The sequence below is a fragment of the Streptomyces xanthophaeus genome (genome assembly GCF_030440515.1).
GTDB lineage: Bacteria > Actinomycetota > Actinomycetes > Streptomycetales > Streptomycetaceae > Streptomyces > Streptomyces kutzneri.
Window position 1 is genome coordinate 3,214,892 of record NZ_CP076543.1, and the last position, 26,408, is coordinate 3,241,299.

Annotated in this window: 25 protein-coding genes; 13 read left to right on the plus strand and 12 right to left on the minus strand. The window is 72.6% G+C overall.

Annotated elements, in window-relative coordinates:
- Window positions 1-19: 19 nt before the first annotated feature.
- Complete coding sequence (locus KO717_RS13785; protein WP_301366993.1) at window positions 20-424, minus strand: hypothetical protein; 405 nt, start codon at window positions 422-424, stop codon at window positions 20-22.
- Between the two features lie 252 nt (window positions 425-676).
- Between KO717_RS13785 and KO717_RS13790 the strand changes: the two genes are divergently transcribed.
- Entirely contained in the window at window positions 677-3,937 is a 3,261-nt protein-coding gene (locus KO717_RS13790) for a tetratricopeptide repeat protein (RefSeq protein ID WP_301366994.1), read from the plus strand.
- A gap of 422 nt (window positions 3,938-4,359) precedes the next feature.
- Here the strand turns inward: KO717_RS13790 and KO717_RS13795 are convergent, their stop codons facing one another.
- Window positions 4,360-4,584 carry a hypothetical protein gene (locus KO717_RS13795; RefSeq protein ID WP_301366995.1) on the minus strand — a complete coding sequence of 75 codons (225 nt, stop codon included), beginning with the start codon at window positions 4,582-4,584 and terminating at the stop codon, window positions 4,360-4,362.
- A gap of 2 nt (window positions 4,585-4,586) precedes the next feature.
- Window positions 4,587-5,468 carry a mycothiol conjugate amidase Mca gene (mca, locus tag KO717_RS13800; RefSeq protein ID WP_301366996.1) on the minus strand — a complete coding sequence of 294 codons (882 nt, stop codon included), beginning with the start codon at window positions 5,466-5,468 and terminating at the stop codon, window positions 4,587-4,589.
- Window positions 5,469-5,575: 107 nt separating this feature from the next.
- On the opposite strand from mca, the gene KO717_RS13805 reads away from it, so the two are divergent.
- Together KO717_RS13805 and greA are read left to right on the plus strand one after the other, a co-directional pair.
- Entirely contained in the window at window positions 5,576-5,989 is a 414-nt protein-coding gene (locus KO717_RS13805) for a DUF4307 domain-containing protein (RefSeq protein WP_301366997.1), read from the plus strand.
- A 138-nt stretch (window positions 5,990-6,127) separates the two neighbouring features.
- Window positions 6,128-6,625 carry a transcription elongation factor GreA gene (gene greA, locus KO717_RS13810; protein WP_301366998.1) on the plus strand — a complete coding sequence of 166 codons (498 nt, stop codon included), beginning with the start codon at window positions 6,128-6,130 and terminating at the stop codon, window positions 6,623-6,625.
- Between the two features lie 105 nt (window positions 6,626-6,730).
- Here the strand turns inward: greA and KO717_RS13815 are convergent, their stop codons facing one another.
- The 3 genes from KO717_RS13815 to ilvA all read right to left on the minus strand — a co-directional run bounded on the left by KO717_RS13815 (window position 6,731) and on the right by ilvA (window position 10,048).
- On the minus strand, window positions 6,731-7,600 hold the full coding sequence (locus KO717_RS13815; protein WP_301366999.1) for an ABC transporter permease: 870 nt from the start codon (window positions 7,598-7,600) through the stop codon (window positions 6,731-6,733).
- Window positions 7,597-8,625 (minus strand): ATP-binding cassette domain-containing protein, encoded by a 1,029-nt coding sequence (locus KO717_RS13820; protein WP_301367000.1) that lies wholly within the window; start codon window positions 8,623-8,625, stop codon window positions 7,597-7,599. The genes KO717_RS13815 and KO717_RS13820 overlap by 4 nt, the downstream gene beginning before the upstream one ends.
- A gap of 190 nt (window positions 8,626-8,815) precedes the next feature.
- On the minus strand, window positions 8,816-10,048 hold the full coding sequence (ilvA, locus tag KO717_RS13825; protein WP_301367001.1) for a threonine ammonia-lyase: 1,233 nt from the start codon (window positions 10,046-10,048) through the stop codon (window positions 8,816-8,818).
- A gap of 229 nt (window positions 10,049-10,277) precedes the next feature.
- Here ilvA and KO717_RS13830 point away from each other — a divergent pair, with 229 nt between their 5' ends.
- Genes KO717_RS13830 through KO717_RS13840 form a run of 3 tightly spaced genes read left to right on the plus strand, consistent with a single transcriptional unit; the run spans window position 10,278 to window position 11,530 of the window.
- Complete coding sequence (locus KO717_RS13830; protein ID WP_030009956.1) at window positions 10,278-10,799, plus strand: MarR family winged helix-turn-helix transcriptional regulator; 522 nt, start codon at window positions 10,278-10,280, stop codon at window positions 10,797-10,799.
- 57 nt (window positions 10,800-10,856) lie between these two features.
- Window positions 10,857-11,279 carry a sigma factor-like helix-turn-helix DNA-binding protein gene (locus tag KO717_RS13835; protein WP_437184510.1) on the plus strand — a complete coding sequence of 141 codons (423 nt, stop codon included), beginning with the start codon at window positions 10,857-10,859 and terminating at the stop codon, window positions 11,277-11,279.
- Window positions 11,276-11,530, plus strand: a complete 255-nt coding sequence (locus KO717_RS13840; protein WP_301367003.1) for a hypothetical protein — start codon at window positions 11,276-11,278, stop codon at window positions 11,528-11,530. Before KO717_RS13835 ends, KO717_RS13840 begins: the two co-directional genes overlap by 4 nt.
- 311 nt (window positions 11,531-11,841) lie before the next feature.
- On the opposite strand, the gene KO717_RS13845 is transcribed toward KO717_RS13840, so the two are convergent.
- Entirely contained in the window at window positions 11,842-12,999 is a 1,158-nt protein-coding gene (locus tag KO717_RS13845) for a cystathionine gamma-synthase (protein ID WP_301367004.1), read from the minus strand.
- 74 nt (window positions 13,000-13,073) lie between these two features.
- On the opposite strand from KO717_RS13845, the gene KO717_RS13850 reads away from it, so the two are divergent.
- The 5 genes from KO717_RS13850 (at window position 13,074) to KO717_RS13870 (ending at window position 18,516) form a co-directional block, all read left to right on the plus strand.
- Entirely contained in the window at window positions 13,074-14,180 is a 1,107-nt protein-coding gene (locus tag KO717_RS13850) for a hypothetical protein (protein WP_301367005.1), read from the plus strand.
- Between the two features lie 240 nt (window positions 14,181-14,420).
- Window positions 14,421-16,019, plus strand: a complete 1,599-nt coding sequence (locus tag KO717_RS13855) for a M48 family metallopeptidase (RefSeq protein ID WP_301367006.1) — start codon at window positions 14,421-14,423, stop codon at window positions 16,017-16,019.
- Window positions 16,016-17,170 carry a hypothetical protein gene (locus KO717_RS13860; RefSeq protein ID WP_301367007.1) on the plus strand — a complete coding sequence of 385 codons (1,155 nt, stop codon included), beginning with the start codon at window positions 16,016-16,018 and terminating at the stop codon, window positions 17,168-17,170. Before KO717_RS13855 ends, KO717_RS13860 begins: the two co-directional genes overlap by 4 nt.
- Before the next feature lie 78 nt (window positions 17,171-17,248).
- The gene (gene msrA / locus KO717_RS13865) at window positions 17,249-17,917 is read left to right on the plus strand and encodes a peptide-methionine (S)-S-oxide reductase MsrA (RefSeq protein WP_301367008.1); all 669 of its coding nucleotides are present in this window, start codon (window positions 17,249-17,251) and stop codon (window positions 17,915-17,917) included.
- The gene (locus tag KO717_RS13870) at window positions 17,914-18,516 is read left to right on the plus strand and encodes a DUF3885 domain-containing protein (RefSeq protein ID WP_301367009.1); all 603 of its coding nucleotides are present in this window, start codon (window positions 17,914-17,916) and stop codon (window positions 18,514-18,516) included. Before msrA ends, KO717_RS13870 begins: the two co-directional genes overlap by 4 nt.
- Before the next feature lie 16 nt (window positions 18,517-18,532).
- Here the strand turns inward: KO717_RS13870 and KO717_RS13875 are convergent, their stop codons facing one another.
- Window positions 18,533-20,707, minus strand: a complete 2,175-nt coding sequence (locus KO717_RS13875; RefSeq protein ID WP_301367010.1) for a sulfatase-like hydrolase/transferase — start codon at window positions 20,705-20,707, stop codon at window positions 18,533-18,535.
- 174 nt (window positions 20,708-20,881) lie between these two features.
- On the minus strand, window positions 20,882-21,973 hold the full coding sequence (locus tag KO717_RS13880; RefSeq protein ID WP_301367011.1) for an NAD(P)-dependent alcohol dehydrogenase: 1,092 nt from the start codon (window positions 21,971-21,973) through the stop codon (window positions 20,882-20,884).
- A 163-nt stretch (window positions 21,974-22,136) separates the two neighbouring features.
- Here KO717_RS13880 and KO717_RS13885 point away from each other — a divergent pair, with 163 nt between their 5' ends.
- Window positions 22,137-23,021, plus strand: a complete 885-nt coding sequence (locus tag KO717_RS13885; RefSeq protein ID WP_301367012.1) for a helix-turn-helix transcriptional regulator — start codon at window positions 22,137-22,139, stop codon at window positions 23,019-23,021.
- On the opposite strand, the gene KO717_RS13890 is transcribed toward KO717_RS13885, so the two are convergent.
- The 3 genes from KO717_RS13890 to KO717_RS13900 all read right to left on the minus strand — a co-directional run bounded on the left by KO717_RS13890 (window position 23,011) and on the right by KO717_RS13900 (window position 25,845).
- Window positions 23,011-23,994 (minus strand): GNAT family N-acetyltransferase, encoded by a 984-nt coding sequence (locus KO717_RS13890; protein WP_301367013.1) that lies wholly within the window; start codon window positions 23,992-23,994, stop codon window positions 23,011-23,013. The genes KO717_RS13885 and KO717_RS13890 overlap by 11 nt on opposite strands.
- Window positions 23,995-24,100: 106 nt before the next feature.
- Window positions 24,101-25,369 (minus strand): L,D-transpeptidase, encoded by a 1,269-nt coding sequence (locus KO717_RS13895; protein ID WP_301367014.1) that lies wholly within the window; start codon window positions 25,367-25,369, stop codon window positions 24,101-24,103.
- A gap of 134 nt (window positions 25,370-25,503) precedes the next feature.
- A complete protein-coding gene (locus KO717_RS13900; RefSeq protein WP_301367015.1) occupies window positions 25,504-25,845 on the minus strand; it encodes a hypothetical protein in 342 nt (113 codons plus the stop codon).
- A 107-nt stretch (window positions 25,846-25,952) separates the two neighbouring features.
- Between KO717_RS13900 and KO717_RS13905 the strand changes: the two genes are divergently transcribed.
- Window positions 25,953-26,303 (plus strand): hypothetical protein, encoded by a 351-nt coding sequence (locus KO717_RS13905; protein WP_301367016.1) that lies wholly within the window; start codon window positions 25,953-25,955, stop codon window positions 26,301-26,303.
- Window positions 26,304-26,408 lie beyond the last annotated feature (105 nt).

The following is a 26,408-nucleotide window of genomic DNA, read 5'->3' on the forward strand; positions in this document are numbered from 1 at the left end:
CCATCCTGCCGCAAGTGCCTCAGGACAGCTGGTGCGGCTCGTCGTAGCCGTTGGCGAGGAACAGGGCCTTCGCCACCAGGCCGAGGCTCCCCTCGGAGAGGTACTCGCAGGTCTGGCGGAGCGAGATGGGGTAGTTCCCCCACAGGCTGAGGACGATCCTCAGCACCGCGATGTCCTCGTCCCACTCCTCACCGAACGCGCCCGCTGCGATCGCGTCCCCCACGCGCCGGAAGGGGAGGCCGGCCCACACGGTGCCGTCGTCCTCGACCCCGCCGTCGACGTAGGGCCGCAGCCGCGGGTCATGCAGCCAGACGCCGTGCCGCTCCAGCAGCCAGACGGCTGCTTCCACGGACCACACTCCGTCCGTGCCCTGCTTCAGGGCCTTGAGGAAATCGGCGGAAGAAGTCCGGGAGAAATCGATCATTCGGGCATGTTATGCGGCCGGGAGATCCGGTCGGCGCCGGCAGCAGTGCCGTCGCGCACAGGGCCGATGCCGGAGCCGTGCGTGAGCGACGTGGCGTCATGTTGCCGTCCGAATATGCCAGTTGACGGAATCCGACCCGTCTTTGGGAGAGAGTGCGCAGTTCCCTCTGAACTAGCTCAGATTCACTCGCGCTCGGAGGAGTCCCGCAGGACACTTGGGGCTCGTTGCCGGAGCTCTCTGAGGGGGATGCCGATGCGGGACAGCCATCGCGGTGAGGCCGAGCGGCTGCTGGAGCGGGCCGTGGACGACGCGGCGCAGCGGGGAACGGGCGCGGGCATCGACCGGGCGACGCTGCTGGCCCGGGGCCGGGAGGCGCTGGACGCGCTCGCCGCGAGTGCCGCGCCGGAGTACGAGGCGTACGTGCGGGCCCTGGACGAGGCGGCGGCCGGGGACCAGTCGCTCGGTGAGGCCTTCCGGCGGGGCAACCATTCCACGGCGTTGCTGGTGACGGCGGTCGCGGCGGCCACGGCCGTGGGTGCGGACCTGTCGCTGGGTGTCGCGGCCGGTACGGCGCTGACCGCGGGGGCCGTGGTGGGGATCTCCGGCGCGGTGGCGACGGTGGTGAAGGTGACGGCGCTGCACCTGCCGGCCGCGAACCGGCGGGCCGGGGAGCGGGGCCGGCCGGGCGGGCCGGAGCAGTTGAAGCTGCAGTGGCTGTCGGCGCTGGAGGTGCGCGGGATACGTCCGTTCCTGGAGCAGCAGCGTGCGGTGGCCGCGGCCGCCCGGGCGGCCCGGCCCGCGGCGGCCCGGCCGGCGGCGCGGCCCGCTCCGCGGCTGCGGGGTGCGGACCGCAGCGCGGAGGCGCGGCGGCGCAGTGCGCTGGAGCAGTCCTTCGGGCAGCTGCCTGCTGCGGCGGAGGTGTTCGCGGGGCGGCGGTCCGAGCTGACGCGGATCGCGCAGTGGGTGCAGGCGGCCCGGGCCAGTACGGAGACCCGGCCGGTGGTGGTGGTGCTGCACGGTGAGCCGGGGGTGGGCCGTACGGCGCTGGCGCTGGCGGCGGCGCACGGTCTGCGGGACCAGTTCCGGGGTGCGTGCGTGGTGGATCTGCGGGGCGGTTCGGCCGGGGAGGCGTCCGGGGAGGCGCCGCTGGCCACGCGGGAGGCGCTGCTGCACCTGATGAACCGGCTGGGTGCGCCCCGCGAGCAGTTGCTGTTCCGCGAGGGTGCGTCGGCGGAGCAGCAGGTGCGGCGCCTGGGCGAGCTGTACCACCAGCATCTGCAGGGGCTGCCGGTGACGGTGCTGCTGGACGACGCGGTGGACGCGGCGCAGGTGCGGATGCTGGTTCCGGAGCGTTCCGAGAGCCTGGTGCTGGTGACGGCGCGGGAGCCGTTGGAGCTGCCGGCGGATCTGGCCGCGTGGGTGTACCAGCTGCCGGTGGAGCGGTTGGCGCCGCAGGAGGCGGCGGAGCTGCTCCGGGCGCCGCGGGCGGGTGCGCCGGGTGCGGCAGCTCCGGCGGGTGTCGCGGAGGAGGACGTGGCCGCGGTGGTGGAGCTGAGCGGCGGGCTGCCGCTCGCACTGCGGCTGCTGGCTCCGCTGGCGGGCGAGGGCCGGGCCCTGGCCGGCGGTGCGGCGGCGCACCCGGTGGAGGCGGCGCTGCGTGCGGCGGACGCGCGGCTGGCCGAACCCGCCCGGCAGCTGCTGCGGCGGTTGCCGCTGGCGGGGCGGGCGTCGCTGGGAGGTGCGGCGGCGGCGGCGCTGGCGGACGTACCGGAGGCGGCGGCGCTGCGCACGCTGGAGGAGCTGTGGGAGGCCGGGCTGATCGAGCGGGTGCGCGGCCAGCGGTTCCGGATGCACGACGCGGTGCGTGCGTACGCGGCGGCGCGGTCGGCGGCGGACGAGGACCGGGCGCAGGCCGCGGCGGCGCACGAGCGGCTGATCCGCGACTACGCGCGGCTCGCGGACTCGGTGATCCGGATGGTCGACGGGAAGATGTCGACGCGGGCGAACACGTTCCTGAAGGGGCCGGTCGGGGGGCACGGTTTCACGTCGCTGGATGCGGCGCTGCGCTGGCTGGACGACGAGTCGAGCTTCATCACGGCGGCGCTGCGGCACTCGGAGGGGGTGGATCAGCAGGCGGTGCTGGATCTGCTGGGCGCGCTGTGCGACTTCTGTCTGCTGCGCGGGGACCTGTACCGGCTGGGTGAGATCGATGAGCTGACGCAGGTGGTGGCAGCGGGTCAGAACGGGCTGAAGGGGCAGCAGGGGCGCCTGGTGCGGTCGGTGCAGTGGCGTACGGGTATCGCGGCGCGCCAGCTGGGCGAGCTGGACAAGGCCCGCACCACGCTGGCGTCGGTGGTGGACCAGTACATGGAGGCCGATCAGGAGGCGGCGGCCGCGATGGCGCTGGTCTCGCTCGGGATCACGTTGCACCACCAGGGCAATCTTCCGGAGGCGGCGGTGCGGATCCGGGAGGCGCTGGTGCTGCAGGAGCCGCCGGAGCTGGCGGGTGACCGGGCGTGGGGGCTGCACGCGCTGGCTGCGGTGGAGCGGGACCGGGCGCGGCTGGCGGAGGCGGTGCGGCTGCTGGAGACCTCGCTGGCGTTGCACCGGGAGAGCGAGAGCGTGCACGGGGAGGCGTGGGCCCATTTCCAGCTGGGTCAGGTGCACCTGCGGTTCGGGGACGTGGAGCGGGCGGAGGTGGAGCTGCGGCTGGCCCTGGAACTGTACGGGCGTACCCGCGACGACCGTGGTGAGGCCTGGGCGCTGACGCAGCTGGGCCGGGCCCGGGTGGTGGACGGGGATCCGGGGCCGGCGGTGGACGGGCTGCGGGAGGCGCTGGCCCGGCACCGGGAGGCGGAGGACGCGCGGGGGGAGGCGTGGACGCAGTACTACCTCGGGCAGGCGCTGGAGGTGGGCGGCGAGCGGGACGAGGCGGTACGGGAGCTGGAGCGGGCGCGGACGATGTTCTCGCGGATGCGGGACGTGTACGGGCTGGCGTACGCCCGCCACCATTCGGGCCGGGTGACGCGGGACCAGCGGGCTGCGCAGACGGGGAACCTGCGGAACTCCGGCTTCGCCCGTCAGCTGCTGGTGGACGCGCGGGCGGATTTCCGGCGGATCGGGCTGGCGCACGGCGAGGCGTGGACGTGTCTGGAGCTGGCGGTGATCGACGCGGGCAACGGCCGGCTGTCGCAGGCGCTGGGTCTGTGCGAGGAGGCGGTGCGGCTGTTCATCTCGTACGGGGACCGGCGCGGGGAGGACTGGGCGCGTTTCCTGCGGTGCACGATGCTGCCGTACGCGGTGCCGGCGGCGCCGGAGGAGGCGCGGGCGGAGCTGGGGCGCCTCGCGCAGGCGCCGCATCCGGCGCGGGACGGCCGGCTGGAGGACTGCCTGGAGACCTACGGGGTGATCCTGGGCCGGGGGGTGGATCCGGCGGAGGGCTGGCAGGCGTGGCGGCTCGGTCTGGTCCCGAACCTGCACTCCCGGGAGGTCATGGGGGTCCCGCGCGCCTGACGCGGGGGCGTCCCGACGGGCAGGGGACGGCCGCGGGCCTGCCCACTGCGGACACGTCTCGCGGGCCGGGGTGGGCCGAGCGGGTCCCGGCGCGCCTCGGGCCCCTCAGGTGCCGGTGCGCCCCGAACGGCCTGGGTGGGCCGGCCACGGGCGGCTCCGTGACCGGCCCAGGGCCCGGAGGCGTCCGGAGGCGACCGCGGGAGGCAGCCGGGGGGAAGCCGACGGAGATGCCGGAGGCGCTGGCAGCGGCCTGAGGCGGTTCCGGGAGCCCGGCCCCGGGGGGCGGGCACGTGCGGAAGCCGCCGCCCCGCCGGGTTCCCGGCCGGGCGGCGGCATGTACGCGAAGGCCCCCGCAGCGCCGCACCGGTCCCGGCCCGGCCTTACGGAGCCCGAGGTGCCGTCCCCGCCGGAGGCGGCCCGCCTTACGGGGCCCGGGTGCCGTCCCCGCCGGAGGCGGCCGGCTCCGGGGCCTCCTCGAAGTCCACCCGGCCCATGTGCCGGTTCATGGACTTCATCAGGGCCCACACGCCGACGGCGAGGGCCGCGAACACGATGAAGCCGAGGAGGCCGGGCGTCACCTTGTTCTTGTCGAAGGTGTCACCCGCCAGCGGAAGGAGCTGGGTCAGTGCTGCCTGCGTAGCGCTCATAGCTACGCATTCTCCCGGATGCCCGCGAAGAGGTCGGACTCGGGGAGGGAAGTGTCGACGAGCGACTTCGCGAGCTCGTACTCCTCGGTGGGCCAGACCTCCTTCTGGATGTCCATCGGGACGCGGAACCAGCCGCCGTCCGGGTCGATCTGGGTGGCGTGCGCGATGAGCGCCTTGTCACGGATCTCGAAGAAGTCGGCGCAGGGCACGTGGGTGGTCAGGGTCCGCTCCTTGCGCTCGAACTCCTTCCACCGCTCCAGCCACTCCCCGTAGGGGGACTCCAGGCCGCGCGCGAGCAGCGCCTCGTGGAGGGCGACGGTGCGCGGCTTGTTGAAGCCCTGGTTGTAGTAGAGCTTCTGCGGCTGGTAGGCCGGGCCGTACTCGCTCTCCGGGTACTTCTCGGTGTCGGCCGCGCTCTCGAAGGCCAGCATGGAGATCGTGTGGGTCATGATGTGGTCGGGGTGCGGGTAGCCCCCGTTCTCGTCGTAGGTGGTGACGACCTGCGGCTTGAAGGCGCGGATCTTCTTCACCAGCTCGCCGGCGGCCTCGTGGACGTCCGCGAGCGCGAAGCAGCCCTCGGGCAGCGGGGGCAGCGGGTCGCCCTCGGGGAGGCCGGAGTCCACGTAGCCGAGCCATTCCTGCTCGATGCCGAGGATGTCGCGCGCCTCGTCCATCTCCCTGGCGCGGACCTCGTGGATGTTCTCCTCGATGTACTTGTCGCCCTGGAGCTTGGGGTTCAGGACCGAGCCGCGCTCGCCACCGGTGCAGGTGACGACCAGCACGGGAATCCCCTCGGACACGTACTTGGCCATGGTGGCCGCGCCCTTGCTCGACTCGTCGTCGGGGTGGGCGTGGACGGCCATCAGTCGAAGCTGCTCGGTCAAAACAGGATCCTCTGCGATTCGGCGCGACACTCAGCTCCTATAGTGACCGAACTGGGGGGCGGAAAATTCCAGGGGTGACCAAGCCGTCCCCGGCGAGAGGAACGATCATGAGCGCGGTGCGCGAGGGCCTGCCCGAGGGCCGCTACGGCCGGTCGGCGGACGAGCGTGCGGACCGGAAGCTCAAGATCATCGGGTCGGTGCTGGGTGCGGCGCTGCTGGGCCTGGTCGGCTGGATCGGCTGGGACTACGTCGCGGGACAGAGCGTGAGCGCCGAAGTGATCAAGTTCCAGGTGATTTCGGACACCGAGGTGAAGGTGCACCTGGAGGTCCGCAAGGACGCCTCGGTCACCGGGGTCTGTTCCCTCAGCTCCCAGAACGAGGAGCACGCCGAGGTGGGCCGCGCGGACTTCACTTTCGCGCAGAACCGGTCGCGGGTGGACGAGATCGTCATCCTGAAGACCACCGGCCGGGCCACGATGATCGAGCTGGTCGGCTGCCAGTCGGCGCCTTCCGCCCACTGAGGTCCGAAGAGGATTGAAGTGGCGCCCCACGAGGCAATGAGCCTCTGGGGTCCTCCCCCTTTTCTTCCCGAATTGTTAGGCTCGTGGTTTCGTCCGCCGACGGCGGCCAGTAGTCCCCTGTACCGACGAGGAGCACCCGTGACCCAGACGAGCGAAAGCGTCACCTGGCTGACCCAGGCGGCGTACGACCAGCTGAAGGCGGAGCTGGACTACCTCTCTGGTCCCGCCCGCACGGAGATCGCCACGAAGATCGCAGCCGCCCGCGAGGAGGGCGACCTGCGTGAGAACGGTGGCTACCACGCGGCGAAGGAGGAGCAGGGCAAGCAGGAGCTGCGGGTCCGCCAGCTCACGCAGCTCCTGGAGAACGCCAAGGTCGGCACCGCGCCCGCGTCCGACGGCGTGGTGGCCCCCGGCACGCTCGTGAAGATCGCCTTCGACGGCGACGAGGACGACGCCATGGAGTTCCTCCTGGCCTCGCGCGAGTACGCGTCCTCGGACTTCGAGACGTACTCCCCCCAGTCCCCGCTGGGCAGCGGCGTGCTGGGCAAGGCGATCGGCGAGGACGCCGAGTACGAGCTGCCGAACGGCAAGAAGGCCTCGGTCAAGATCCTGGACGTCAAGCCCTTCACCGGCTGATCACCCTCGGTCACCGTTTTCTTCCTGAGTGACAACGCGATGCCCGGCCGGGCTCTCCCGGCCGGGCATCGCGCGTTGCTGCGGGTACGGGCGCCCCTGCGGACCTCAGCCGTCCGCCCCGCGGTACTTGCGGACCGCGAGCGTGCGGAAGAGCAGGATGATCAGGGCCGACCAGATCAGCGAGGCCCATACCGGGTGGACCATCGGCCAGGCGTCGGACGGGGAGACACCCGGGTTCCCGAAGAGCTCGCGGCAGGCCTGGACGGTGGCGCTGAACGGATTCCACTCGGCGATGGGCTGGAGCCAGCTCGCCATGTTCTCCGTGGGGACGAACGCGTTGGAGATGAACGTGACGGGGAACAGCCAGATCAGCCCGCCCGAGGTGGCCGCCTCCGGAGTGCGTACGGACAGCCCGATCAGGGCGCCGATCCAGGAGAACGCGTACCCGAGCAGGAGCAGCAGGGCGAAGCCGGCCAGCACCTCGCCGGCGCTGGTGTGGGTGCGCCAGCCGACGAGGAGGGCGACCATCGCCAGCACCACCATGGTCAGGGCCGTCTGCATGAGGTCCGCCAGGGTGCGGCCGGTCAGGACGGCGCCGCGGGCCATGGGCAGCGAGCGGAAGCGGTCGATCAGCCCCTTGTGCATGTCGTCGGCGATGCCCGCGCCGGCACCCGCGGTGGCGAAGGTGACGGTCTGGGCGAAGATGCCGGCCATCAGGAAGTTCCGGTAGTCGCTGGCGCTGGTCGAGCCGCCGATCATCATCGAGCCGCCGAAGACGAAGCTGAACAGCACCACGAACATGACCGGCTGGATCAGCCCGAAGATCAACATCTCGGGAATCCGGCTGAGTCGGATGACGTTCCGCTTGGCGATCACGAGGGAGTCGTTCACGCTCTGGACGACGCCGCCGCGCGGACGGGGTGCCGTGAGTTCGCGGTGCGGGGAGGCGCCCGGGTCCGGGGAGGTGAGGGTCACTTCGCCACCTCCTTGCGGGCCGTCCTGCGGTCCTTGGCCGCGGGAGCGGCCGGCGCGTCGCCGTTCTCGCTCTCCTCCGCGGCCCGTTCGGCGGCGTGCCCGGTCAGGGAGATGAACACGTCGTCGAGGGTGGGGCGGCGCAGGCCTATGTCGTCGATCTCGATGCCCCGGCCGTCGAGTTCGCGGATGACCTCGGCGAGCAGCTTGGCGCCGCCCGACACGGGCACGGTCAGTTTGCGGGTGTGCTCCTCGACCGTGGTCTCGCCCTTGCCGAAGCCGGCGAGCACCTCGCGCGCGGTGGTGATGTGCTGCCGTTCGTGGACGACGACTTCGACGCGCTCGCCGCCGGTACGGGCCTTGAGCTGGTCGGAGGTGCCGCGGGCGATGACCTTGCCGTGGTCGACCACGCAGATGTCGTGCGCGAGGTGGTCGGCCTCCTCCAGGTACTGGGTGGTGAGGAGCAGGGTGGTGCCGCCGGCGACCAGTTCCTGGATGATGCCCCACAGCTGCTGGCGGTTGCGGGGGTCGAGTCCGGTGGTCGGCTCGTCCATGAACATCACGGGTGGGCTGACGACGAGGGCTGCCGCGAGGTCCAGGCGCCTGCGCATGCCGCCGGAGTACGTCTTGGCCGTGCGGTCCGCGGCGTCGGAGAGGTTGAAGCGTTCGAGGAGTTCGGTGGCCCGGGCTTTGGCCGCCCTGGCCTTCATCTGGTAGAGCTGGCCGACCATCTGGAGGTTCTCGCGGCCGGTCAGGTACTCGTCGACGGCCGCGAACTGGCCGGACAGGCCGATGGCGCGGCGGACTTCGTTGGGGTGCTTGAGGACATCGATGCCGGCGACGACGGCCTTGCCGCTGTCGGGCCGCAGGAGGGTGGTCAGGACACGTACGGTCGTGGTCTTGCCCGCGCCGTTCGGGCCGAGCAGACCCAGGACGGTGCCTTCGGGGACATCGAGGTCCACGCCGTCGAGAGCCCGTACATCGCCGAAGGTCTTGACCAGACCTTCGGCGTAGATAGCGCCTGGCATATGGATTCTCCCAGTGAATCGGGCCAGTAGAATCAGGATATTCAGGGCATTTCTACGCAAATCCTATGAGTGCCGGGCAGGTCCTGCTCGGCCGAACGGGGGATGTCCGGGTCGCCGGAGGCGGCCGGACGGGTCGGGAACGCCCGGGGGGCGGCCGGGGACCGGCCGAGGACGCCCGCCGGCTCATCGTCTAGCTCATCACCTTGTATCCCGCGCCGTGCAGGGAACGCGCGACTTCCGCGCAGTGCTCCGGGCCCTTCGTCTCCAGGTGCAGCTCCACCTCCACCTCCGTGAGCCCCAGGCGCGGGTCCGTCCGCATATGGCTCACGTCCAACACGTTCGCATCCACCACTGACAACACCGCCAGGAGCCCGGCCAGGGCGCCCGGCCGGTCGGCCACGCGCAGCCGCAGGGACAGGTACCGGCCCGCCGCCGCCATGCCGTGGCGCAGGATCCGCTGGAGCAGCAGCGGATCGACGTTCCCGCCGGACAGGACGGCCACCACCGGGCCGCCGCCGTACAGTTCGGGCTCGCTGAGCAGGGCCGCGACCGTGCTGCACCCGGCCGGCTCGACCACCAGCTTGGCCCGCTCCAGGCAGAGCAGCAGAGCACTGGAGAGGGCGTCCTCGGAGACCGTACGCACGTCGTCGACGAGCTCGCCGATGATGGTGAAGGGGACGTCTCCGGGGCGGCCGACCTTGATCCCGTCGGCCATCGTGACCGGTTCGTCGATCGAGATCGGATGTCCGGCCTTGAGCGAGGGCGGGTACGCGGCCGCGCCCGCCGCCTGCACCCCGATGACCCGCACGTCCGGCCGCAGCGCCTTCACGGCGACCGCGACACCGGCCGCGAGACCGCCGCCGCCGATCCCGACGAGGATGGTCCGCACCTCCGGGCACTGCTCCAGGATCTCCAGGCCGACCGTGCCCTGGCCCGCGATGATGTCGCGGTGGTCGAAGGGGTGGATGAACACCGCGCCGGTGCGGTCCGCGTACTCCTGGGCGGCCAGGAAGGTCTCGTCGACGACCTGCCCGTGCAGACGCACGTCGGCGCCGTACTCCTGGGTCGCGGCCACCTTCGGCAGCGGCGCCCCGACCGGCATGAACACGGTCGAGCGGACCCCGAGGAGGGAGGAGGCAAGCGCCACGCCCTGCGCGTGGTTGCCCGCGCTCGCGGCGACGACACCGGCGGCCCGCTGCTCGGGGCGCAGGCCGGCGATGCGTACGTAGGCGCCGCGGAGCTTGAAGGAGCCGGTGCGCTGGAGGTTCTCGCACTTGAGGTGGACCGGGGAGCCGGTGAGTGCGGAGAGGTGCCGGCTGCCCTCCATGGCGGTGACCCGCGAGACGCCGGACAGCATCTTCTGGGCCCCCCGGACGTCGTCGAGGATGACCTGGGGGACGGGCTGGGGCACGCGGTAGTTCATGCCGCCAGTCTCGCAGCCCGGGCGGGAGCCGGCTCCGGGCCGCGGAGGCGCCCGTGGGGACGCCCGCGGGAGCGCCCGGGCGAGGGGCGATATCTCGCCATCCGGGACACGCGCGGGGCAGGGGCCCCAACCCGCCGTATCAGTTCTCGTACGAGGCGTACGAGCCGCCGCACGGCCGCGTACTCTGTCCCCCATCCTTGTCGGACCCACGCGAAGAGAGCCCACGGCCATGCCTTCCACCCCGGCCAATTCCGATCTGCCCGCGGCGCCCGACGCGCCCGCCGGAGCCGGTCTCCTCGACGCGCTCCAGCACCAGGTGGCGGTCTTCGCCCGCCGTGCCGAGCAGACCCGTCTGGGCGGTGTGGGCCAGGCCCGCAACTCGATGGACCGCGCCGCCTACCTGCTGCTGAACCGGCTCGACCTGGAAGGCCCGATGGGCGTGAAGGCGCTCGCCGGCGGCATGGGGATCGACTCCTCCACAGTGACCCGGCAGGTCGCGCCGCTGGTCGACAGCGGTCTGGTCAAGCGGACCTCGCACCCCGAGGACGGGCGGGCCGTGGTGCTCGCGCTGTCCCCGCGGGGGCTGGCCCGGCTGGAAGAGGTGCGCTCCTCGCGCCGCGAACTGATGGCCCGCGTGACGGAGGGCTGGAGCGAGGGCGAGCGGGAATCCTTCACCGGTCTGCTGACGCGCTTCAACCTGTCGCTGTCGGAGCTCATGGCGGCCGTGGCCGAAGCCGGTCCCGCCTCCTGAGCGGAGTCCGTCCGTCCTCTTGACCCGGGCGGCCCCGCTGCCCGCACTATGTGGACTATGCGGGTGGTTGATCAACAGGCGGGCTCCTACGCGGAGTTCGAAGCCTTCGTCGCGGGCGCGGCCGGGCGTCTCCTGCATGTCGCGCTCCTGCTGACCGGTGAACCGGAGTCGGCCCGGCGGCTGCTGGCGGGCGCGCTGGCCCGTACGTACGCGAACTGGCGGCGCCTGCGCGGGGACGATCCGTACGACTTCACCCGCCAGGAGCTGTGCGAGGCCTTCGCCCGGACCGGCTGGCGCCATCACGGCGGCGCCGGTGTACTGGCGCGGCTGAGCCCGCCGGAGCGGCTCGTCCTGGTCCTGCGGCTCTACGAAGGGGTCGCGGAGGAGGTCACGGCGGCGCAGCTCGGGATGCCGGTGGAGCGGGTACGGGTGCTGTGCAACCGGGCCGTGGAGGCGCTGCGGAACCGGGAGGCGGCGTGAGCGGGGGCCCGGACCGGAAGGAAGCACAGGTCAGACGACTCCTGGAGGGCCCGTACCCGCCGGTGCCGACGGGGCTCGCGGCGGGGGCCGCGGCCCGGGGCGACCGCCTTCTGCGGCGGCGGCGGGCCCTGCGGCGGTTCGGGTGGGCCGTGCTCTTCGCCGCGGCGGTGGCCTTCGCGGTGTGGGCCTCCTTGACCCACCCCTGGACCACTCCCCCGAGCGGCATCTCCCCACCCCTGCAGGGCTGGTAGCCCCCGACCCGGCTTCGCCGAGCCCATTCCGGCTGCGCCGGGCACATCCGGCCCTGCCGGCCACCTCCAGCTTCGCCGGGGCCGCATTCAGCTTCGCCCGGGGCACATTCAGCCTCGCCGGCGTTCGAGCAGGGGGCACCTCCCAGCGGTAGCTGGGGGAGGGTCCGGGCGGAGCCCGGTGCCCGGCGGAGCCGGGTTTCCTGGGGCTCCGCCCCAGACCCCGCGCCTCAAACGCCGGAGGGGCTGGGGACCGCCGGGCCCGGGAGTTGCCCGGCGGAAGCCGGAACGACCGGGGGGCCCGGCGGGGGCGGCTAGCCCAGGGCCTGGGTGAGGTCCGCCACGAGGTCGTCGGCGTTCTCGATGCCGACCGACAGGCGGATCAGGTCCGCCGGAACCTCCAGCGCCGAACCGGCCACCGACGCGTGCGTCATGCGGCCCGGGTGCTCGATCAGGGACTCGACGCCGCCCAGGGACTCGGCCAGGGTGAAGATCTTGGTGCGGCCGCAGACGGCGACGGCCTCTTCCTCGCCGCCGGCGACCTGGAAGGAGATCATGCCGCCGAAGTTGCGCATCTGCTTGGCCGCGACCTCGTGGCCCGGGTGCTCGGGCAGGCCCGGGTAGAGGACGTTGGTGACCTTCGGGTGGCGCTTGAGCAGCTCCACGATCTTGCCCGCGTTCTCCGCGTGCCGGTCCATGCGCACGGCCAGGGTCTTGATGCCCCGCAGCACGACCCAGGAGTCGAACGGACCGGCCACCGCACCCATCGCGTTCTGGTGGTAGGCCAGTTCCTCGCCCAGCGCCTCGTCCGCGGTGACCAGCGCGCCGCCGACCACGTCGGAGTGCCCGCCCATGTACTTGGTCAGCGAGTGCACGACCACGTCGGCGCCCAGCGCCAGGGGCTGCTGGAGGTACGGCGAGGCGAAGGTGTTGTCCACGACCAGCTTGGCGCCGGCCGAGCGCGCGATGCCGGCGACCACGGCGATGTCGGTGATGCCGAGCAGCGGGTTGGAGGGGGTCTCGACCCAGATGACCTTCGTCTTCGGGGTGAGGGCCGCCCGTACCGACTCGGGGTCGGAGGTGTCGGCCACCGACCACTCCACGCCCCAGCGGGAGACGACCTTCGCGAAGAGGCGGAAGGTGCCGCCGTACGCGTCGTTCGGGATGACCACGTGGTCGCCCGGGGCGAGCAGCGTGCGCAGCAGGCAGTCCTCGGCGGCGAGTCCGGACGCGAAGGCGAGACCGCGACGGCCGCCCTCCAGGGCCGCGAGGTTCTCCTCCAGCGCGGTCCGGGTCGGGTTGGCGCTGCGGCTGTACTCGTAGCCGCCGCGGAGCCCTCCGACGCCGTCCTGCTTGTAGGTGGAAACCTGGTAGATCGGGGGCACGACCGCGCCGGTCAGCGGGTCCGCCGTGTTGCCCGCGTGGATCGCGCGGGTCTCGAAGCTCTGGTGCTCGTGGCTGTCGTCGCTCATGGTCCGATGCTATGCCCGCCCGGCGCCCGCCCCCCTATTGGCCTGCTCCCCCCTCTGTCTGGTTCGCTGGAGGCATGGAGATTCTGTGGTTGGTGTTCGCGATGCTCATGATCGTGATCATTCTCGGTCCGTACATACGGCGGCGGCGCGGTGCTATCCGCCTGGTCCCGCCGGGCAGCCCCGACGCCGCCGACCCGGCGAACTACGGATTCGACCGGCAGGAAGAGCTCGAGATCCGCATTCCCGGGCCCGACCAGGACCTGATGGACGCCCTCGACAACGTACGGCTCACCGGCCGGTGGGAGGCGGCCTCGCAGCTGCTCGCCGGGACCCCGCGGGAGGGCGAGCGGCGCTGGCAGCGCGTGCAGGCCTTCGGCGGGGCCGCGGCCCTGGAGCTGATGGCGCAGCCCGGGAAGGGCGCGCAGTGGCTGAGGGCGTGGCGGCTGGAGGCGGAGAAGGACCCGGGCGGCGCGCAGGTGCACGCGGAGCTGCTGGTGCAGCAGGCGTGGCGGCACTCGGGCGGCGTCGGTTCCGAGGACCACCGGATCATCCTGGAGGAGGCCCGGGACGCGTGCCGCAAGGCCGCGCTGCTGGCCCCGGGGGACCCGGTCCCGTACATCACGGAGCTGGCGATCGCGCGGGGACTGGCGTACCCGGAGGCGGAGTTCGACGAGCTGTGGGCGAAGGTCGTCGACCGGGCCCCGGAGCACATGGGCGCCCATCTCGCCGCGCTGCACTACTGGGGCGCGAAGTGGCACGGCTCGCGGGAGAAGGCCGACACCTTCGCGCACGCGGCCGCGGCGCGCGCCCCGCAGGGCTCGCTGCTGGCGGCCCTGCCGATGTTCGCGCTGCGCGAGAACCAGCCGGACATCGTGCTGAGCCCGAGCTTCTACCGGGGCGCGGTCGTCACGCGGGCGGTGGAGGGCGCACTGTACGCGGTGCACACGGCGCGTGAGGACGACCCGATGGTGGTGCACGTACGGCACATGCTGCTGATGTTCCTGGTCTTCATGGAGCGTTGGGCGGAGGCGATGGAGCAGGTCCGGCACGTGGACGGGTACGTGGGCGCGCTGCCGTGGTCGGAGGCGGACGACCCGGCCGCGATGTACGCGGTGTACCGGGCGATGGCGGTGGCGGGGTACGAGGCGAACGGCGGGTCGCCGGCGACCCTGGCGCGGTAGCCCTCCGGGCCGGCCCGCGGATCCACGGTCCCGGCCGGCGGATCGGTGGTCCGGCCCGGTGCGTCCGGCCCGGAGCTCCAGCGCGTCCGGCCCGGTGCGTGCGTCCACCCCGGCCGCCCCGCGGGGATCCTTGGCGAATAAAGTTGCTGTAAGTAACCACAGGCCGCATGATGCGGCGGTGGCCGTGGCCTTCTGCCCTGCCACCCGTTCTTTTTCGTTCCCGTGGGGGGATCTGTCCATATGGGCGCTTCACTGCGCGCCTTGCGCGCCCTCGTCCTGCTCGCAGGCTTCTACCTGCTCGGCGTGTTCCTGCTCGCCGCGCTCGGCGGCATCGACTACGCCGTCGTCACCACCCTGCACGGCCCGATCGTGGCCAAGCTGGTCATCGTGTCCCTCGTCCTCACCGTCCCGATCGTGCGCGGCATGTTCATGCTGCGCACCCCCCAGGGCGAGCCCCCGGCCGGTGTCACGGTCGGCGAGGCGCAGGAGCCCGAGCTGTGGGCGGTCGTGCGTGACATCGCGCAGCAGGTCGGCACCCGCGCCCCCGACGAGATCGTGCTGATCGACGAGGTGAACGCGGCCGTCGGCGAGGACGCCAGGCTGCTGGGCCTGCGGCCCGGCACCCGCCGCCTCTACCTCGGCCTGCCGCTGATGACGGGCCTGGACGAGATGCAGCTGCGCGCCGTGCTCGCCCACGAGATGGGCCACTACGCCAACTTCGACACGCGTCTCACCCCGCTGATCGCCCGCGGCCGCGCCCAGCTGATCCGCACCATCGGCTACTTCCACGACCGCGCCGACAAGAAGGTGGCCAAGGAGCGGGCGAAGCAGGAGCGCAAGGACGAGAAGCGGATCGCCAAGGGCAAGAAGGCCAAGGGCGTCGACACCGCGGGCGAGGGCGCGATGTACCGCGCCATGGCCAAGATCTACATCGCGTACGGCAACTTCTACATGCGTGCCACCCGCTCCACCTCCCGCCGCCAGGAGCTCGCCGCCGACCTCGCCTCGGTCCGGGTCGCCGGCCGCGACTCCGCCGCGTCCGCGCTGCGCGAGCTGAACGCCCTCGACTCGGCGCACGACTTCTACATGGGCTCCTACGCCACCCTCGGGGTCGGCGCCGGCCTGCTGCCCCGCCCGGGCGAGGTCTTCGGCGGCCTGCGCCGCCTCCTGGACGCGCGCTCGGCCGACCTGGACGAGCTGCGCCGGGAACTGTCGACCGAGCCCACCTCCCCCTACGACTCGCACCCCGCGCTCGCCGAGCGCGTGGCCCGCATCGAGGCCCTGCCCGACGACGGCCGCTCCGGGCAGGCCGCCCGGCCGGCCCTGGAGCTGCTGGCCGACGCCGGTGCGGCGCTGACCGCGCTGGAGCAGGCCGTCCTCACCCCGGAGGCGCTCGCGCTCAAGCGGGTCGACTGGGAGGACCTCGTCCACGACTCCATGACCGTGTACGTCGGCCAGGGCGCGGAGGACATCCGTGAGGCCTTCGCCGCCGAGGGCGCGGGCCCCGGGCTCGACGCCGTGCTGGACGCGTTCGACGCCGACCCGGCGGTGCGCTGGCGCATCGCCGACCGTTTCCCGAAGTCGGAGGAGGCGGCGGCCGCCACCGGCCGTACGGCCCGCGAGTTCGCCCGCCCGGTCGTCCGGCGCGCGCTGAACCAGCTGGTCACCGTCGAACTGACGGCCCGCGGCGCCGCCCGCTGGCAGCTGTCGTGGTCCGACTCGGCCTCCCTGAGCTACCCGGCCGACGGCTTCGAGGAGCGCCTGGGCGCGGCCCTGGACGCGGCCGTCGCCGACCTGCCCGACACCGAACCCCTGCGAAAGCTGGTGCTTGCCCCGTGATCGGCCTGTACATCCTGGGCGCCATGCTGCTCTTCGGCGCGTTCAAGGTTCTGCGCGGCGTCTACTACATCCGCAAGGCGAAGCGGCTGGAGGCGGAGATAGCCGTCATCGAGGGCCGGACCGAGGCCACGAACGCCGGGACGGCCGCCGTCAAGGCCGAGCGGAAGGCGCGGCAGGCCGCGGCGGTCGTCGCGCTGGGCTTCGTGCCGGAGGACGAGCTCGACACGGACAACGTGCTGCCCGTGCCGCCCGAGCGGACCGCCGCCGTCGCGGCGGTCAAGGCCGGCGACTGGGAAGCGGGCGCCGCCTATCTCGAGGCGGCCGGGCAGGACTGGGAGGAGCGCTGGCAGCGCGTCCGCGTCCTGTCCGAGCTGGCTGCCGAGGACGACGTCTGGCTGCTGGCGTGGCGCGCGGCCAGGCCGTCGGACGCGTCCGCGGCGCTGGTGACCGCGGACACGGACATCATGGTGGCGTGGAACGTGCGGGGCTCCGCGCGGGCCAGCCACACCACTCAGGAGCAGTTCCGGATCTTCCGCGAGCTGCTGGTCAAGGCGCAGGAGCAGACGCACGAGGCCCAGCGGCTGGCGGACCCCGCGGACCCGGTCCCGTACATGGTGGAGCAGAACATCAGCCTGGGCCTCGGTTACCCGCACGAGCGGTACGAGCAGCTGTGGTCGCAGATCATGAAGCGGGACCCGAAGAACCTTTCGGCCCACACGAACGCCATGCAGTACTGGAGCCAGAAGTGGCGCGGCTCGCACGAGCTCGCGCTCGCCTTCGCCCGCGAGTGCGCCGCCGGGGCCGAGCCGGGTGAGCTGCTGTCCGTACTGCCGCTGATCGCCTACATCGAGCAGGAACTGCACGAGTCGGAGCTCAAGCCGGAGACCTTCTTCAAGGAGCCGGAGGTCGTCGCGGCGGTCGATGCCGCCCTCGCCGACCTGGCAGCGGCCGATCCGGGCGACTGGCGGTCGATCCGGCTGCGTCACCCGCTCGCGTGGTTCCTGTTCTGGCAGGACCGGGACGCGGAGGCGGTCGAGCAGTTCCGCCACATCGACGGACACATCGGGGCGATGCCCTGGTACTACTGGCCGAAGTCCCGCTACGTGCACGCGCGGGACTGGGCGGTACGCGAGGTGACGCCGGGTCTGTGACCCGTGCGGCGGCGGAGGGCGGGTCGGGGAATCCCGGCCCGCCCTTCGCACGTTGTCACTCCCACAAGGAGGGAATCCATGTTCTCGTACCGCCGTACGCCCGAGCTCCCCACCCGCGAGGAGGCCCTGACGGGCCGCGCGGAGCCGCTGTTCGCCGTGCCCGACCGGCACACCGTGCTGGGCAACCCGCTGTCCGGCCCCTACCCCGCGCACCTGGAGGTCGCCGACTTCGGTCTGGGCTGTTTCTGGGGCGCGGAGCGCAAGTTCTGGCAGACCCCCGGGGTGTGGACCACGCTGGCCGGCTACCAGGGCGGCTTCACCGAGAATCCGACCTACGAGGAGGTCTGCTCGGGTCTGACCGGCCACACCGAGGTGGTCCGCGTGGTCTTCGACCCGTCCCAGGTCTCCTACGCCGCGCTGCTGAAGCTGTTCTGGGAGTCCCACGACCCCACCCAGGGCTTCCGCCAGGGCAACGACGTCGGCACCCAGTACCGCTCGGCGGTCTACACCCACTCCCCCGACCAGCAGGAGACGGCGGAGGCCTCCCGCGCGGCCTACCAGCAGGTCCTGGCCTCCTCGGGCTACGGCCCGATCACCACGGCGGTGCTGCCGGCCGCGGAGCGCCCCTTCTGGCCGGCGGAGGCGCACCACCAGCAGTACCTCGACAAGAACCCGGGCGGCTACTGCGGCATCGGCGGCACGGGCGTGTCCTGCCCGATCGGCGTCGCCAAGGCCCCCGGGGCGTGAGTGCCCCCGTCGCCGACCCCGCACACGAGGGGCTGACCCGTCTGTGGCGGGAGCAGAGGCCTCCCGGCCCGCTGTTCCCGCACGAGCTGAAGACGGTGTACGCCCACCGGTGGGTGCGTTTCCACAGCCTGCCGGAATCGAAGCGCTACCCGGACGGCGAAGCGGAGTACGCGGTGCTCCTGGACCGGTACAACACGGTCCTGGAGGAGCTCTTCGCGGGCGACGAGGTGTACGTGGTGACCACCGGCCGGTCCGAGGTGTCCGAGCACACGGACCGGTCGGTGGAGCGGCGTGCCTTCCACCCGGAGGGCACGCTGTGGACCACGGTGGACGACACCTACGACCCGGATCCGTTCTGCCATCTGCGCTGGTACTTCTACGCCGACCGCCGCCCCTGGCGGCGGGGCTGCATCGACCCGTTGCTGCGTGCGGTGGCCGACGACACGCTGTCGGGTGTCTTCGTGACGGACCCCGGGCTCACCCGGATGTACCACCCGTACGACGGCGGCGCCGATGTCGTCCTCCCCACGCGGCAGGAGCGGGACCGGATGCGCGAGCGGCACGCCGGCTGGCTTTCCGCGCATCCTCGGGGGTACTGAGGCCGGACGGGGCAGGTCAGACGACCGTCACGTAGGGGCGGGCCCATGAGGTGTGGTCGAAGGAGGAGCGGGCGTTCGCGTCCTCGACCAGCAGGTGGAGGAGGCGGACGCCGGTCACGTCGAGGTCGATGGCGGTGGGGCCGGTGGCTCCGGTCAGGGTGGCGGTGGTCAGCAGGGTCCGGCCGTCGGCGCGGACGATCGCCCGGGTGGCGCCGGTCGGCGACTGCTTCGTGGAGAAGTCGTCGATGCCGACGAGGGCCGTGAAGCGGGAGGCGCGCCCGCCCAGGTGGTAGACGATCTCCGAGGGGGCGTGGACCCCGAGGCCCTTGGCGTAGGTCACTCCGCCGAAGGCGATCGGTGTGCCGTCGCCCGCCGCCTGCTTGCCGTTGGAGCGGTCGATCTCCACCGGGCCCCAGCCGTTGGTGGCCGTGACCCACGGGAGGTCGCTGAGGTGGCTGTCCCGGGTGGGCGGCGCCGGGAGCGGGGTGAACCGCGTCGCCGCCGTGAAGCGCAAGGACGAGGACGTGGTCGCCTGCGGGACGAGCACGGCCGGGGCGGTCGAGGGCGCGCCCACCCGCCAGGTGGTGGTCAGGGCCTGGCCCGGGGCGAGGGACGCCGTGGCCGCCGGGCCGGTGGGCGTGGCCGTCCAGCCGGACGGGAGCGGGAGGGTGACGCGTACGTCGGGCCAGGGGCGGGCGCTGCCGTTCGCGACGGTGGTGGTGAGCGTCGAGGCCGACGGGTCGGCGACCGCGGTCAGGCCCCACGGGCGGCGTACGTAGGTGTCGGTCCACGAGGCGCGCAGCAGGGCGGTCAGCGAGGCGACCACCGAGGGGTTCCCGGCCGCCACGTCGTTCTTCTCTCCGGGGTCGGCGGCCAGGTCGTAGAGCTCGAACGCCCATGCGGAGTCGGCGACCGTGCGGTCCCGCCCGGGGGCGAACCGTACGGCCTTCCACTGGTCCTTGCGGAGGGCCTCGGCGACCTGCTTGGCCCGGCCCCCGTCCTGGGCGTCGGCCCGGCCGGTGACGCCCTGCTCGTCGCGGTACCAGTACAGGTGGCCGTGGAGGGGGGCGTCGGCGGCCGCGCCGTCCAGGACCGGAGCGGCGGAGAGGCCGTCGATGTCGGTGGGGGCGGGGGCCGCGGCGAGCTCGGCGAGGGTGGGCAGCACGTCGTACAGGGGGGTGGGCCGGGCGCTGGTGGTGCCGGGGGCGATGCGGCCCGGGGACCAGGCGATCAGCGGGACCCGGACGCCGCCCTCGTAGAGGTTGCGCTTGTAGCCGCGCAGCGGGCCGTTGGCGTCGAACAGGTCGGGGTCGACCCCGCCCTCCTCGTGCGGGCCGTTGTCGGAGGCCACCAGGACCACGGTCCGCTCCGCGATCCCGTGTGCGCGCAGCCGGTCCACGACGGCGCCGACCTGCGCGTCGAGGAGGCCGATCTGGGCCGCGTGGGCCTGGTTGGCCTGGGTCCACGGCCGCGCGGCGTAGGCGCCGACGTCGGGGATCTCGCTGGGCGCGTGCGGGAGGTTGGGGGCGAGGAGCAGCAGGAAGGGGTCGGGTCCGGCCGCGTGGGTGTCGATGAAGTCGAGGGCGCGCGCCGCGATCGCGTCGGGGGCGTAGGTGCCCGCGGGGAGGGTTTCCTTGGTGCCGTTGTGCCACAGGTACGCGGGGCGGTACTGGTGGGCGTGGCTGTGGTCGATGTACCCGTAGAACTCCTCGAAGCCCCGCGCGCCCGGGTGGCTGGGCTGGTCCGCGGCCTCCGGTCCGAAGCCCCACTTGCCGAACAGGCCCGTACGGTAGCCCCGCGCGCGCAGCACTTCGGCGAAGGTGGTGTCCCCGGCGGCGAGGCTGCCCTGGCCGCCGGCGGCCGGGTTGGCGCGGACGGCGGCGTGGCCGGTGTGCAGGCCGGTGAGGAGCGCGGCGCGCGACGGGGCGCAGACGGCGGCCGCGGAGTAGGCGTCGGTGAAGCGCAGGCCCTCGGCGGCGAGCCGGTCGATGTGAGGGGTGGTGATCAGCTTCTGGCCGTACGCGCCCAGGTCGCCGTAGCCGAGGTCGTCGGCCAGGATCACCACCAGGTGGGGCGGCGGCGCCGCGCTCCCGGCGGCGGACGCCTGCGCGGGGGCGGCCAGTTGGGGCAGGGCCGCGAGGCCGGCGGCGGCCGCCGCCGATCCGGCGAGGAAGTGGCGGCGGGTGGGCATGGCGGACTCCTGCGCGGTCGCGGGTGGCGGTCGGTGTGTGGAGATCATCCGCGGCCGTGCGCCGTGGAGGCCATGCACGCGGCATGAAGAACGTGTGACAGCGCAGGCGGCCGCCGCCGGCCGCCCCCGGTCCCGCTCCCGCTCCCGCTCCCGCTCCCGCTCCCGCTCCCGGGGTCAGATCGTCGACGCGTCGATCACGAAGCGGTAGCGCACGTCGCTCGCCAGCACCCGCTCGTACGCCTCGTTGATCTGCCCGGCGGTGATCAGCTCGATCTCCGAGCCCAGTCCGTGCTCGGCGCAGAAGTCCAGCATCTCCTGGGTCTCGGCGATCCCGCCGATCATCGATCCGGCGAGGGTCTTGCGGCCGCCGATGACGGAGAAGAGGTTGAGCGCGACGGGCTCCTCCGGGGCGCCGACGTTCACCAGCGCGCCGTCGACCTTCAGCAGACCCAGGTAGGCGTCCAGGCCGAGGGGTGCGGAGACGGTGGACAGGATCAGGTCGAAGCGGCCGGCCAGTTCCTCGAAGGTTGCCTCGTCGCTGGTGGCGTAGAAGTGGGAGGCGCCCAGCTTCAGGCCGTCCTCCTTCTTGCGCAGCGTCTGCGACAGGACGGTGACCTCCGCGCCGAGCGCGTGCGCGATCTTCACACCGATGTGGCCGAGGCCGCCGAGGCCGACGACGGCGACCTTCTTGCCGGGGCCCGCCTGCCAGTGCCTGAGCGGGGAGTAGAGGGTGATGCCGGCGCACAGCAGCGGGGCGGCGACGTCGAGGCCGAGGCCGTCGGGGATGCGGACGGTGTACTTCTCGTCGACGACGAGGTGGGTGGAGTAGCCGCCGTACGTGGGCTCGCCGCTGCGGTCGAGGGCGTTGTAGGTGCCGGTCATGCCCTCGGAGCAGAACTGCTCCTGGCCGCGCAGGCAGTACTCGCAACGGCGGCAGGAGTCGACGAAGCAGCCGACGCCCACCCGGTCCCCGACGGAGAACCGGGTGACGGCCGGGCCGACTTCGGAGACGACACCGGCGATCTCGTGGCCGGGGACCATCGGGTAGATGCCCTCGCCCCAGCCGTCGCGCACCTGGTGGATGTCGGAGTGGCAGATGCCGGAGTACTTGATGTCGATGAGGACGTCGTGCGCACCGACGGGCCGGCGCGTGATGGTGGTGCGCTCCAGCGGGGCCTTGGCGGCGGGGGCGGCGTACGCGGCGACCGGCGTACCCTGGACGGCCTGCGCGGCCTGCGTGACGTGGGTGGCCTGGGTGACGGACATGGGGTGCTCCTCGAACGGGGTCGTGCCTGAGCGGTGGCCCCCACGCTGCCGGTTCGCCCGGTGGGCAGCCATCCCCCTGTCCGGCCTACGTCCGGTGAACCTACTCCTGGCGGGGTCAGGCTCAGGCCTGCTCCGGGATGCGCCGCCCGGGGATACTGACGGGATGGACCAGCTTGATCAGCGAGCCTGCCTCGGCGAGTTCCTCCGCTCCCGCCGTGCGCGGCTGCGCCCCGAGGACGTGGGTCTGCCCGACCACGGGCGCCACCGGCGCGTTCCCGGGCTGCGCCGGGAGGAACTGGCGCAGCTGGCAGGGGTGTCGGTCGCGTACTACACGCGGCTGGAGCAGCGCGACGGTCACAACGTGTCGGTGGAGGTCCTGGACGCGCTCGCGCGGGCCCTGCGCCTCGACGGGAGCGAGCGGGCGCACCTGATGGACCTGGCGCGGCCGAAGGCGCACCGGCGCCGCCACAGCCGGCGCCCGCAGCAGGTGCGGCCGGAGCTGCGCACGCTGATGGACGCGATGGACGGGGTACCGGCGTACCTGGTGGGGCACCGGCAGGACGTCATCGGCTGGAACCGGCTGGCGGCCGCGGTCTTCGGGGACTTCGGGGCGCTGCCGGCGGCCGAGCGGAACCTGGTGCGGCTGGTGTTCCTGGACCCGGCGACGGCGGAGCTGTACGGGGAGTGGGAGTGCCGGGCGTGCGAGGTGGTGAGCAATCTGCGGATGTACGCGGGCCAGCACCCGGACGACGAGCAGCTGTCGGCACTGGTCGGGGAGCTGTCGGTGAAGAACGAGGAGTTCCGGCGGCTGTGGGCGGCGCACACGGTGGCGGACAAGACGCACGGGGAGAAGCTGCTGCGGCACCCGATCGTGGGTGAGCTGCGGCTTTCCTTCGAGACGCTGAAGCTCCCGGACGACCCGGCGCAGTCGCTGGTCACCTTCCACGCCGCCCCCGGCTCCCCGTCGGCGGACGCCCTGCGTCTGCTGGCGTCGTGGTCGGCCCCGTCGGAGGGGGCCGGGGCACGGAACCCGGCGGCTACAGGCTGAGCTGGTAGTACGCGGCGGGGCGGTCGAGGCGGTAGCCCAGGCTCTCGTTCACCGCGCGCATCGGGGTGTTCTCGTCCGCCACCGTGGTGGCGATCCGGCGCAGGGCGGGGTACCGGCGGCGGGCCAGCTCCAGCATGTGCAGCTTGACCGCGCGGCCCAGGCCGTTGCCCCGGTGGGCGGGGGCGACCACGGTGTCGTACTGGAGGGCGCGCGGGCCGGCCGGGTCGGGCAGGACCAGTTCGGTGTACGCGGCCACCTCGCCCGCGGTGGTGACCGCGGCGACGGTGGTGATCTCGCCGCCGCGGTCCAGGATCAGCCGGTGTGCGGCGTGGAGCTTGTCCGGCGTCCAGGTCTCGGTCTTCTCGTCGATGTCGCCGGTGGGCGCGTCCTCCATCGCCGCGTGGGCCGTGGCCAGCGGCCCGGCCCAGTCGTCCGGTACCAGGCCGTGCCAGGCGCGCAGCGCGTACCCCGGGGCGATCTCGGTGCTCGCCGGGGACGTGGCCCCGGCTGCGGCCTGCGGCTGCCGCGTCACGTCCTGCTCGTACCAGGCCATGGGCAGGACGTTCTGGAAGCCGAGCGAACGCGCGAACCGCTCGCCCGGCCCGCCCAGGTCCACGAGCGTCATGACGGAGGACCGGCCCTGCGCGAGCAGCTCGGCCCGGACCTGCTCCCACAGGGCCCGGCCCAGGCCGCGGCGCCGGGCGTCCGGGCGTACGGCGAGCACGTCGAGGTAGGCGGTGTGCGCGTTGGCCTCGTCCGTGAACAGCAGCAGTGCGGCCACCCCCGCTCCCCCGTCCGCCGCCCAGAGCGCGGCGCGGCCGCGTGCGGGTGTCACGCGCAGCCGTCCGGCCACCTCCGTACGGGCGGGCGGCGGCGCCTGCGGCAGGTCGACGGCCTGGGCGGCGGTGAGGACCGCGATCCAGGCGTCCACCTCGGCGTCGGTCGGGGGCAGCGGCAGCACGCGAATGGTCATACCGGGGACCCTAGATGATCACGTGCGGGAGGACCCGGCCGTTTTCACGCCGAACGGCGGGGACCCCGTGAGGGATCCCCGCCGTTCGTGGTGTGCGGTCGGGAGGTCAGGCGGCCGATCCGGCCTTCCACTCCGCCCAGCCCATGTTCCAGCCGTTGAGGCCGTTCTCGGGCTTGATGGTCTTGTCCGGGGAATTCTTCACGGTGACCACGTCGCCGATGAGCGAGTTGTCGAAGAACCACGCGGCGGGCTGGTTCGGGTCGCCCGCGCCCTTGGCGTCGTTCAGGCCGACACAGCCGTGGCTGGTGTTCGCACTGCCGAAGACCGAGTCGGCTCCCCAGTAGTTGCCGTGGATGAAGGTGCCGGACTGGGACAGCCGCATGGCGTGCGGCACGTCCTTGATGTCGTACTCGCCCTTGCCCTCACTGTCCTTGAAGCCGACGGTGGAGCCGTCCATCCGGGTCTCCTTGAACTTCTCGGAGATCACCATCTGACCGTTGTAGGTCGGGTTCTCCGGGGAGCCCGCCGAGATCGGGATGGTCTTGATGACCGCGCCGTCCCGGGTGACCGTCATCTTCTTGCTCTTCACGTCGACCTCGGAGACCTGGCTGCGGCCGATCTTGAAGGTGACGGTCTTGTTCTGGACGCCCTGGACGCCGGGAGCGCCCTGGACGCCCTCCAGCGCCAGCTTCATCGTGACGGTGGAGTTCGCCTGCCAGTAGTTCTCCGGGCGGAAGTCCAGGCGCTGCGTGCCGAACCAGTGACCGACGACCTCCTGGCCGCTGCTGGAGCTGACCGAGATGGCCGCCTGGACGGCCTTCTTGTCCTGGATCGGCTTGTTGAAGGTGATCGAGACCGGCATGCCCACGCCGACCGTCTGGCCCTCGTCCGGTATGAACGAGCCAACGAAGCTGTTCTCCGGGGAGATGGTGGTGAAGGAGGCGTTCTCGTGCGCTTCCTTGCCGTCCGCGTCCTTGGCGGTCGCCGCCAGGGCGTACTTCGTGGAGCGCTTCAGCGCGGCGTCCGGCTTCCAGCTCTTGCCGTCGGCGGCGATCTTGCCGGCCACGGCCGTGCCCTCGCTGGTCTTCAGCTCGACCAGGGTGAGGGTGCCGTCGGCGACGGCCACATTGGCGGCGTCGTTGAGGCCGACGTTCGTGGCCCCGTCCTTCGGCGTGATGGTTATTTTGGCCTTGGAGGTGTCCTTGGCGGCTGCCGCGTCGGCCTCCGCCTGGGCCTTGCCGGCCTCGGAGCCCTTCGGCTTCGCGTCGTCTCCGCCGCCGCATGCCGTGAGCATCAGTACCCCACCGAGCACGGCGGATATGGCCACCAGGGACCTTCTCCGCCGCATACTGTCCGTCCTCACACGCCACTCCATCGTTGCCGGATACCCCGGAGGCTGGCCGTCCCCGGGGTTGGCCGGGCAGGGGGCAGACCCCCTGCCTGGTCCTGACAACGCGTTAACGGCACCGGCCGGTTCCACATTCCGTTCGGATGTGGTCCACCACACGGTCAGGCGTTGTCGGGTTCCTCGTCGAAGTCCCCATCTTCCTCGTCCAGGTCCCACTCCATGGACTCGGGGTCGTATTCGACGGGCTCGCTGCTCCAGGAGGCCTGGGCGAGCTCCACGCCGGGGATGTCCGCGACCAGGTCAGTGGGGTCGACGAGGTAGGCGAGGGCCTCCGACTCGTCCTCGCGGACGGCGGACTCGGCGTGGCCGCGCTCCTCGTCCGGCATGAACTCGTCGGCCTTGATGTGCGCGAGCGCGGCTCCGGTGAGTGCCTGGACGTCCGGCACTTCCAGCACCAAATCCACCCGAAGTCGTACGTAACGTGATGTCTCAGAAGCGTTCATACGACGGAGAGTAAGCCCGCGGAAGCCCCGACTTTCCCACGACCCGCCCCTTTCCGTAGCATCACCGCACACGGCCAATTCGCTGCTGCCACAAGGGGGATCGCACCGTGTCCGCACGCCGACCGCTGCTCACCGCTCTCGGAGCGACCACCCTCCTCGCCGCCCTGTGGTTCGTACCCTCGGCGGGCGCCACCTCAGCCGGTGCCGAGGAGACCCGTTCCGGCGTGCCCGCGGGCGCGAACGCCGCCCAGGCGGCCACCGACGCGCCCGGATCCACCGACTCCGACGCCCCCGGGACGGTCACGGGAACGGCCTCCGGTCCGGCCGCGCGCCCGCAGCTCCTGCTCGCCGACACCGGATCCGTGGACACCACCCCCTACCTCCTGGGCGGCACCCTCTTCCTCGGCGTCGGGGCCGGCTTCGTGGCCTTCTCGGTCCGCCGCTCGCACGCGCTGTAGACACGGCGCTGCGGACACGGCGCTGCGGACCCCCGCTGCAGACACGCGAAGGGCCGCCCCGGGAGCTGATCCCGGGGCGGCCCTTCGTCGCGTACGCGGCCTGCC

Excerpts from the sequence above, each read along its gene's own strand:
- KO717_RS13820 (WP_301367000.1), bottom strand. The coding sequence starts at position 8,625 with ATGCCAGGCGCTATCTACGCCGAAGGTCTGGTCAAGACCTTCGGCGAT.
- KO717_RS13855 (WP_301367006.1), top strand. The coding sequence starts at position 14,421 with ATGGGCGCTTCACTGCGCGCCTTGCGCGCCCTCGTCCTGCTCGCAGGC.
- KO717_RS13795 (WP_301366995.1), bottom strand. The coding sequence starts at position 4,584 with ATGAGCGCTACGCAGGCAGCACTGACCCAGCTCCTTCCGCTGGCGGGT.
- KO717_RS13785 (WP_301366993.1), bottom strand. The coding sequence starts at position 424 with ATGATCGATTTCTCCCGGACTTCTTCCGCCGATTTCCTCAAGGCCCTG.
- KO717_RS13850 (WP_301367005.1), top strand. The coding sequence starts at position 13,074 with ATGGAGATTCTGTGGTTGGTGTTCGCGATGCTCATGATCGTGATCATT.
- KO717_RS13790 (WP_301366994.1), top strand. The coding sequence starts at position 677 with ATGCGGGACAGCCATCGCGGTGAGGCCGAGCGGCTGCTGGAGCGGGCC.
- KO717_RS13890 (WP_301367013.1), bottom strand. The coding sequence starts at position 23,994 with ATGACCATTCGCGTGCTGCCGCTGCCCCCGACCGACGCCGAGGTGGAC.
- KO717_RS13875 (WP_301367010.1), bottom strand. The coding sequence starts at position 20,707 with ATGCCCACCCGCCGCCACTTCCTCGCCGGATCGGCGGCGGCCGCCGCC.
- msrA (WP_301367008.1), top strand. The coding sequence starts at position 17,249 with ATGTTCTCGTACCGCCGTACGCCCGAGCTCCCCACCCGCGAGGAGGCC.
- KO717_RS13895 (WP_301367014.1), bottom strand. The coding sequence starts at position 25,369 with ATGGAGTGGCGTGTGAGGACGGACAGTATGCGGCGGAGAAGGTCCCTG.
- KO717_RS13845 (WP_301367004.1), bottom strand. The coding sequence starts at position 12,999 with ATGAGCGACGACAGCCACGAGCACCAGAGCTTCGAGACCCGCGCGATC.
- KO717_RS13830 (WP_030009956.1), top strand. The coding sequence starts at position 10,278 with ATGCCTTCCACCCCGGCCAATTCCGATCTGCCCGCGGCGCCCGACGCG.
- ilvA (WP_301367001.1), bottom strand. The coding sequence starts at position 10,048 with ATGAACTACCGCGTGCCCCAGCCCGTCCCCCAGGTCATCCTCGACGAC.
- KO717_RS13900 (WP_301367015.1), bottom strand. The coding sequence starts at position 25,845 with ATGAACGCTTCTGAGACATCACGTTACGTACGACTTCGGGTGGATTTG.
- KO717_RS13885 (WP_301367012.1), top strand. The coding sequence starts at position 22,137 with ATGGACCAGCTTGATCAGCGAGCCTGCCTCGGCGAGTTCCTCCGCTCC.
- KO717_RS13805 (WP_301366997.1), top strand. The coding sequence starts at position 5,576 with ATGAGCGCGGTGCGCGAGGGCCTGCCCGAGGGCCGCTACGGCCGGTCG.
- KO717_RS13835 (WP_437184510.1), top strand. The coding sequence starts at position 10,857 with ATGCGGGTGGTTGATCAACAGGCGGGCTCCTACGCGGAGTTCGAAGCC.
- KO717_RS13880 (WP_301367011.1), bottom strand. The coding sequence starts at position 21,973 with ATGTCCGTCACCCAGGCCACCCACGTCACGCAGGCCGCGCAGGCCGTC.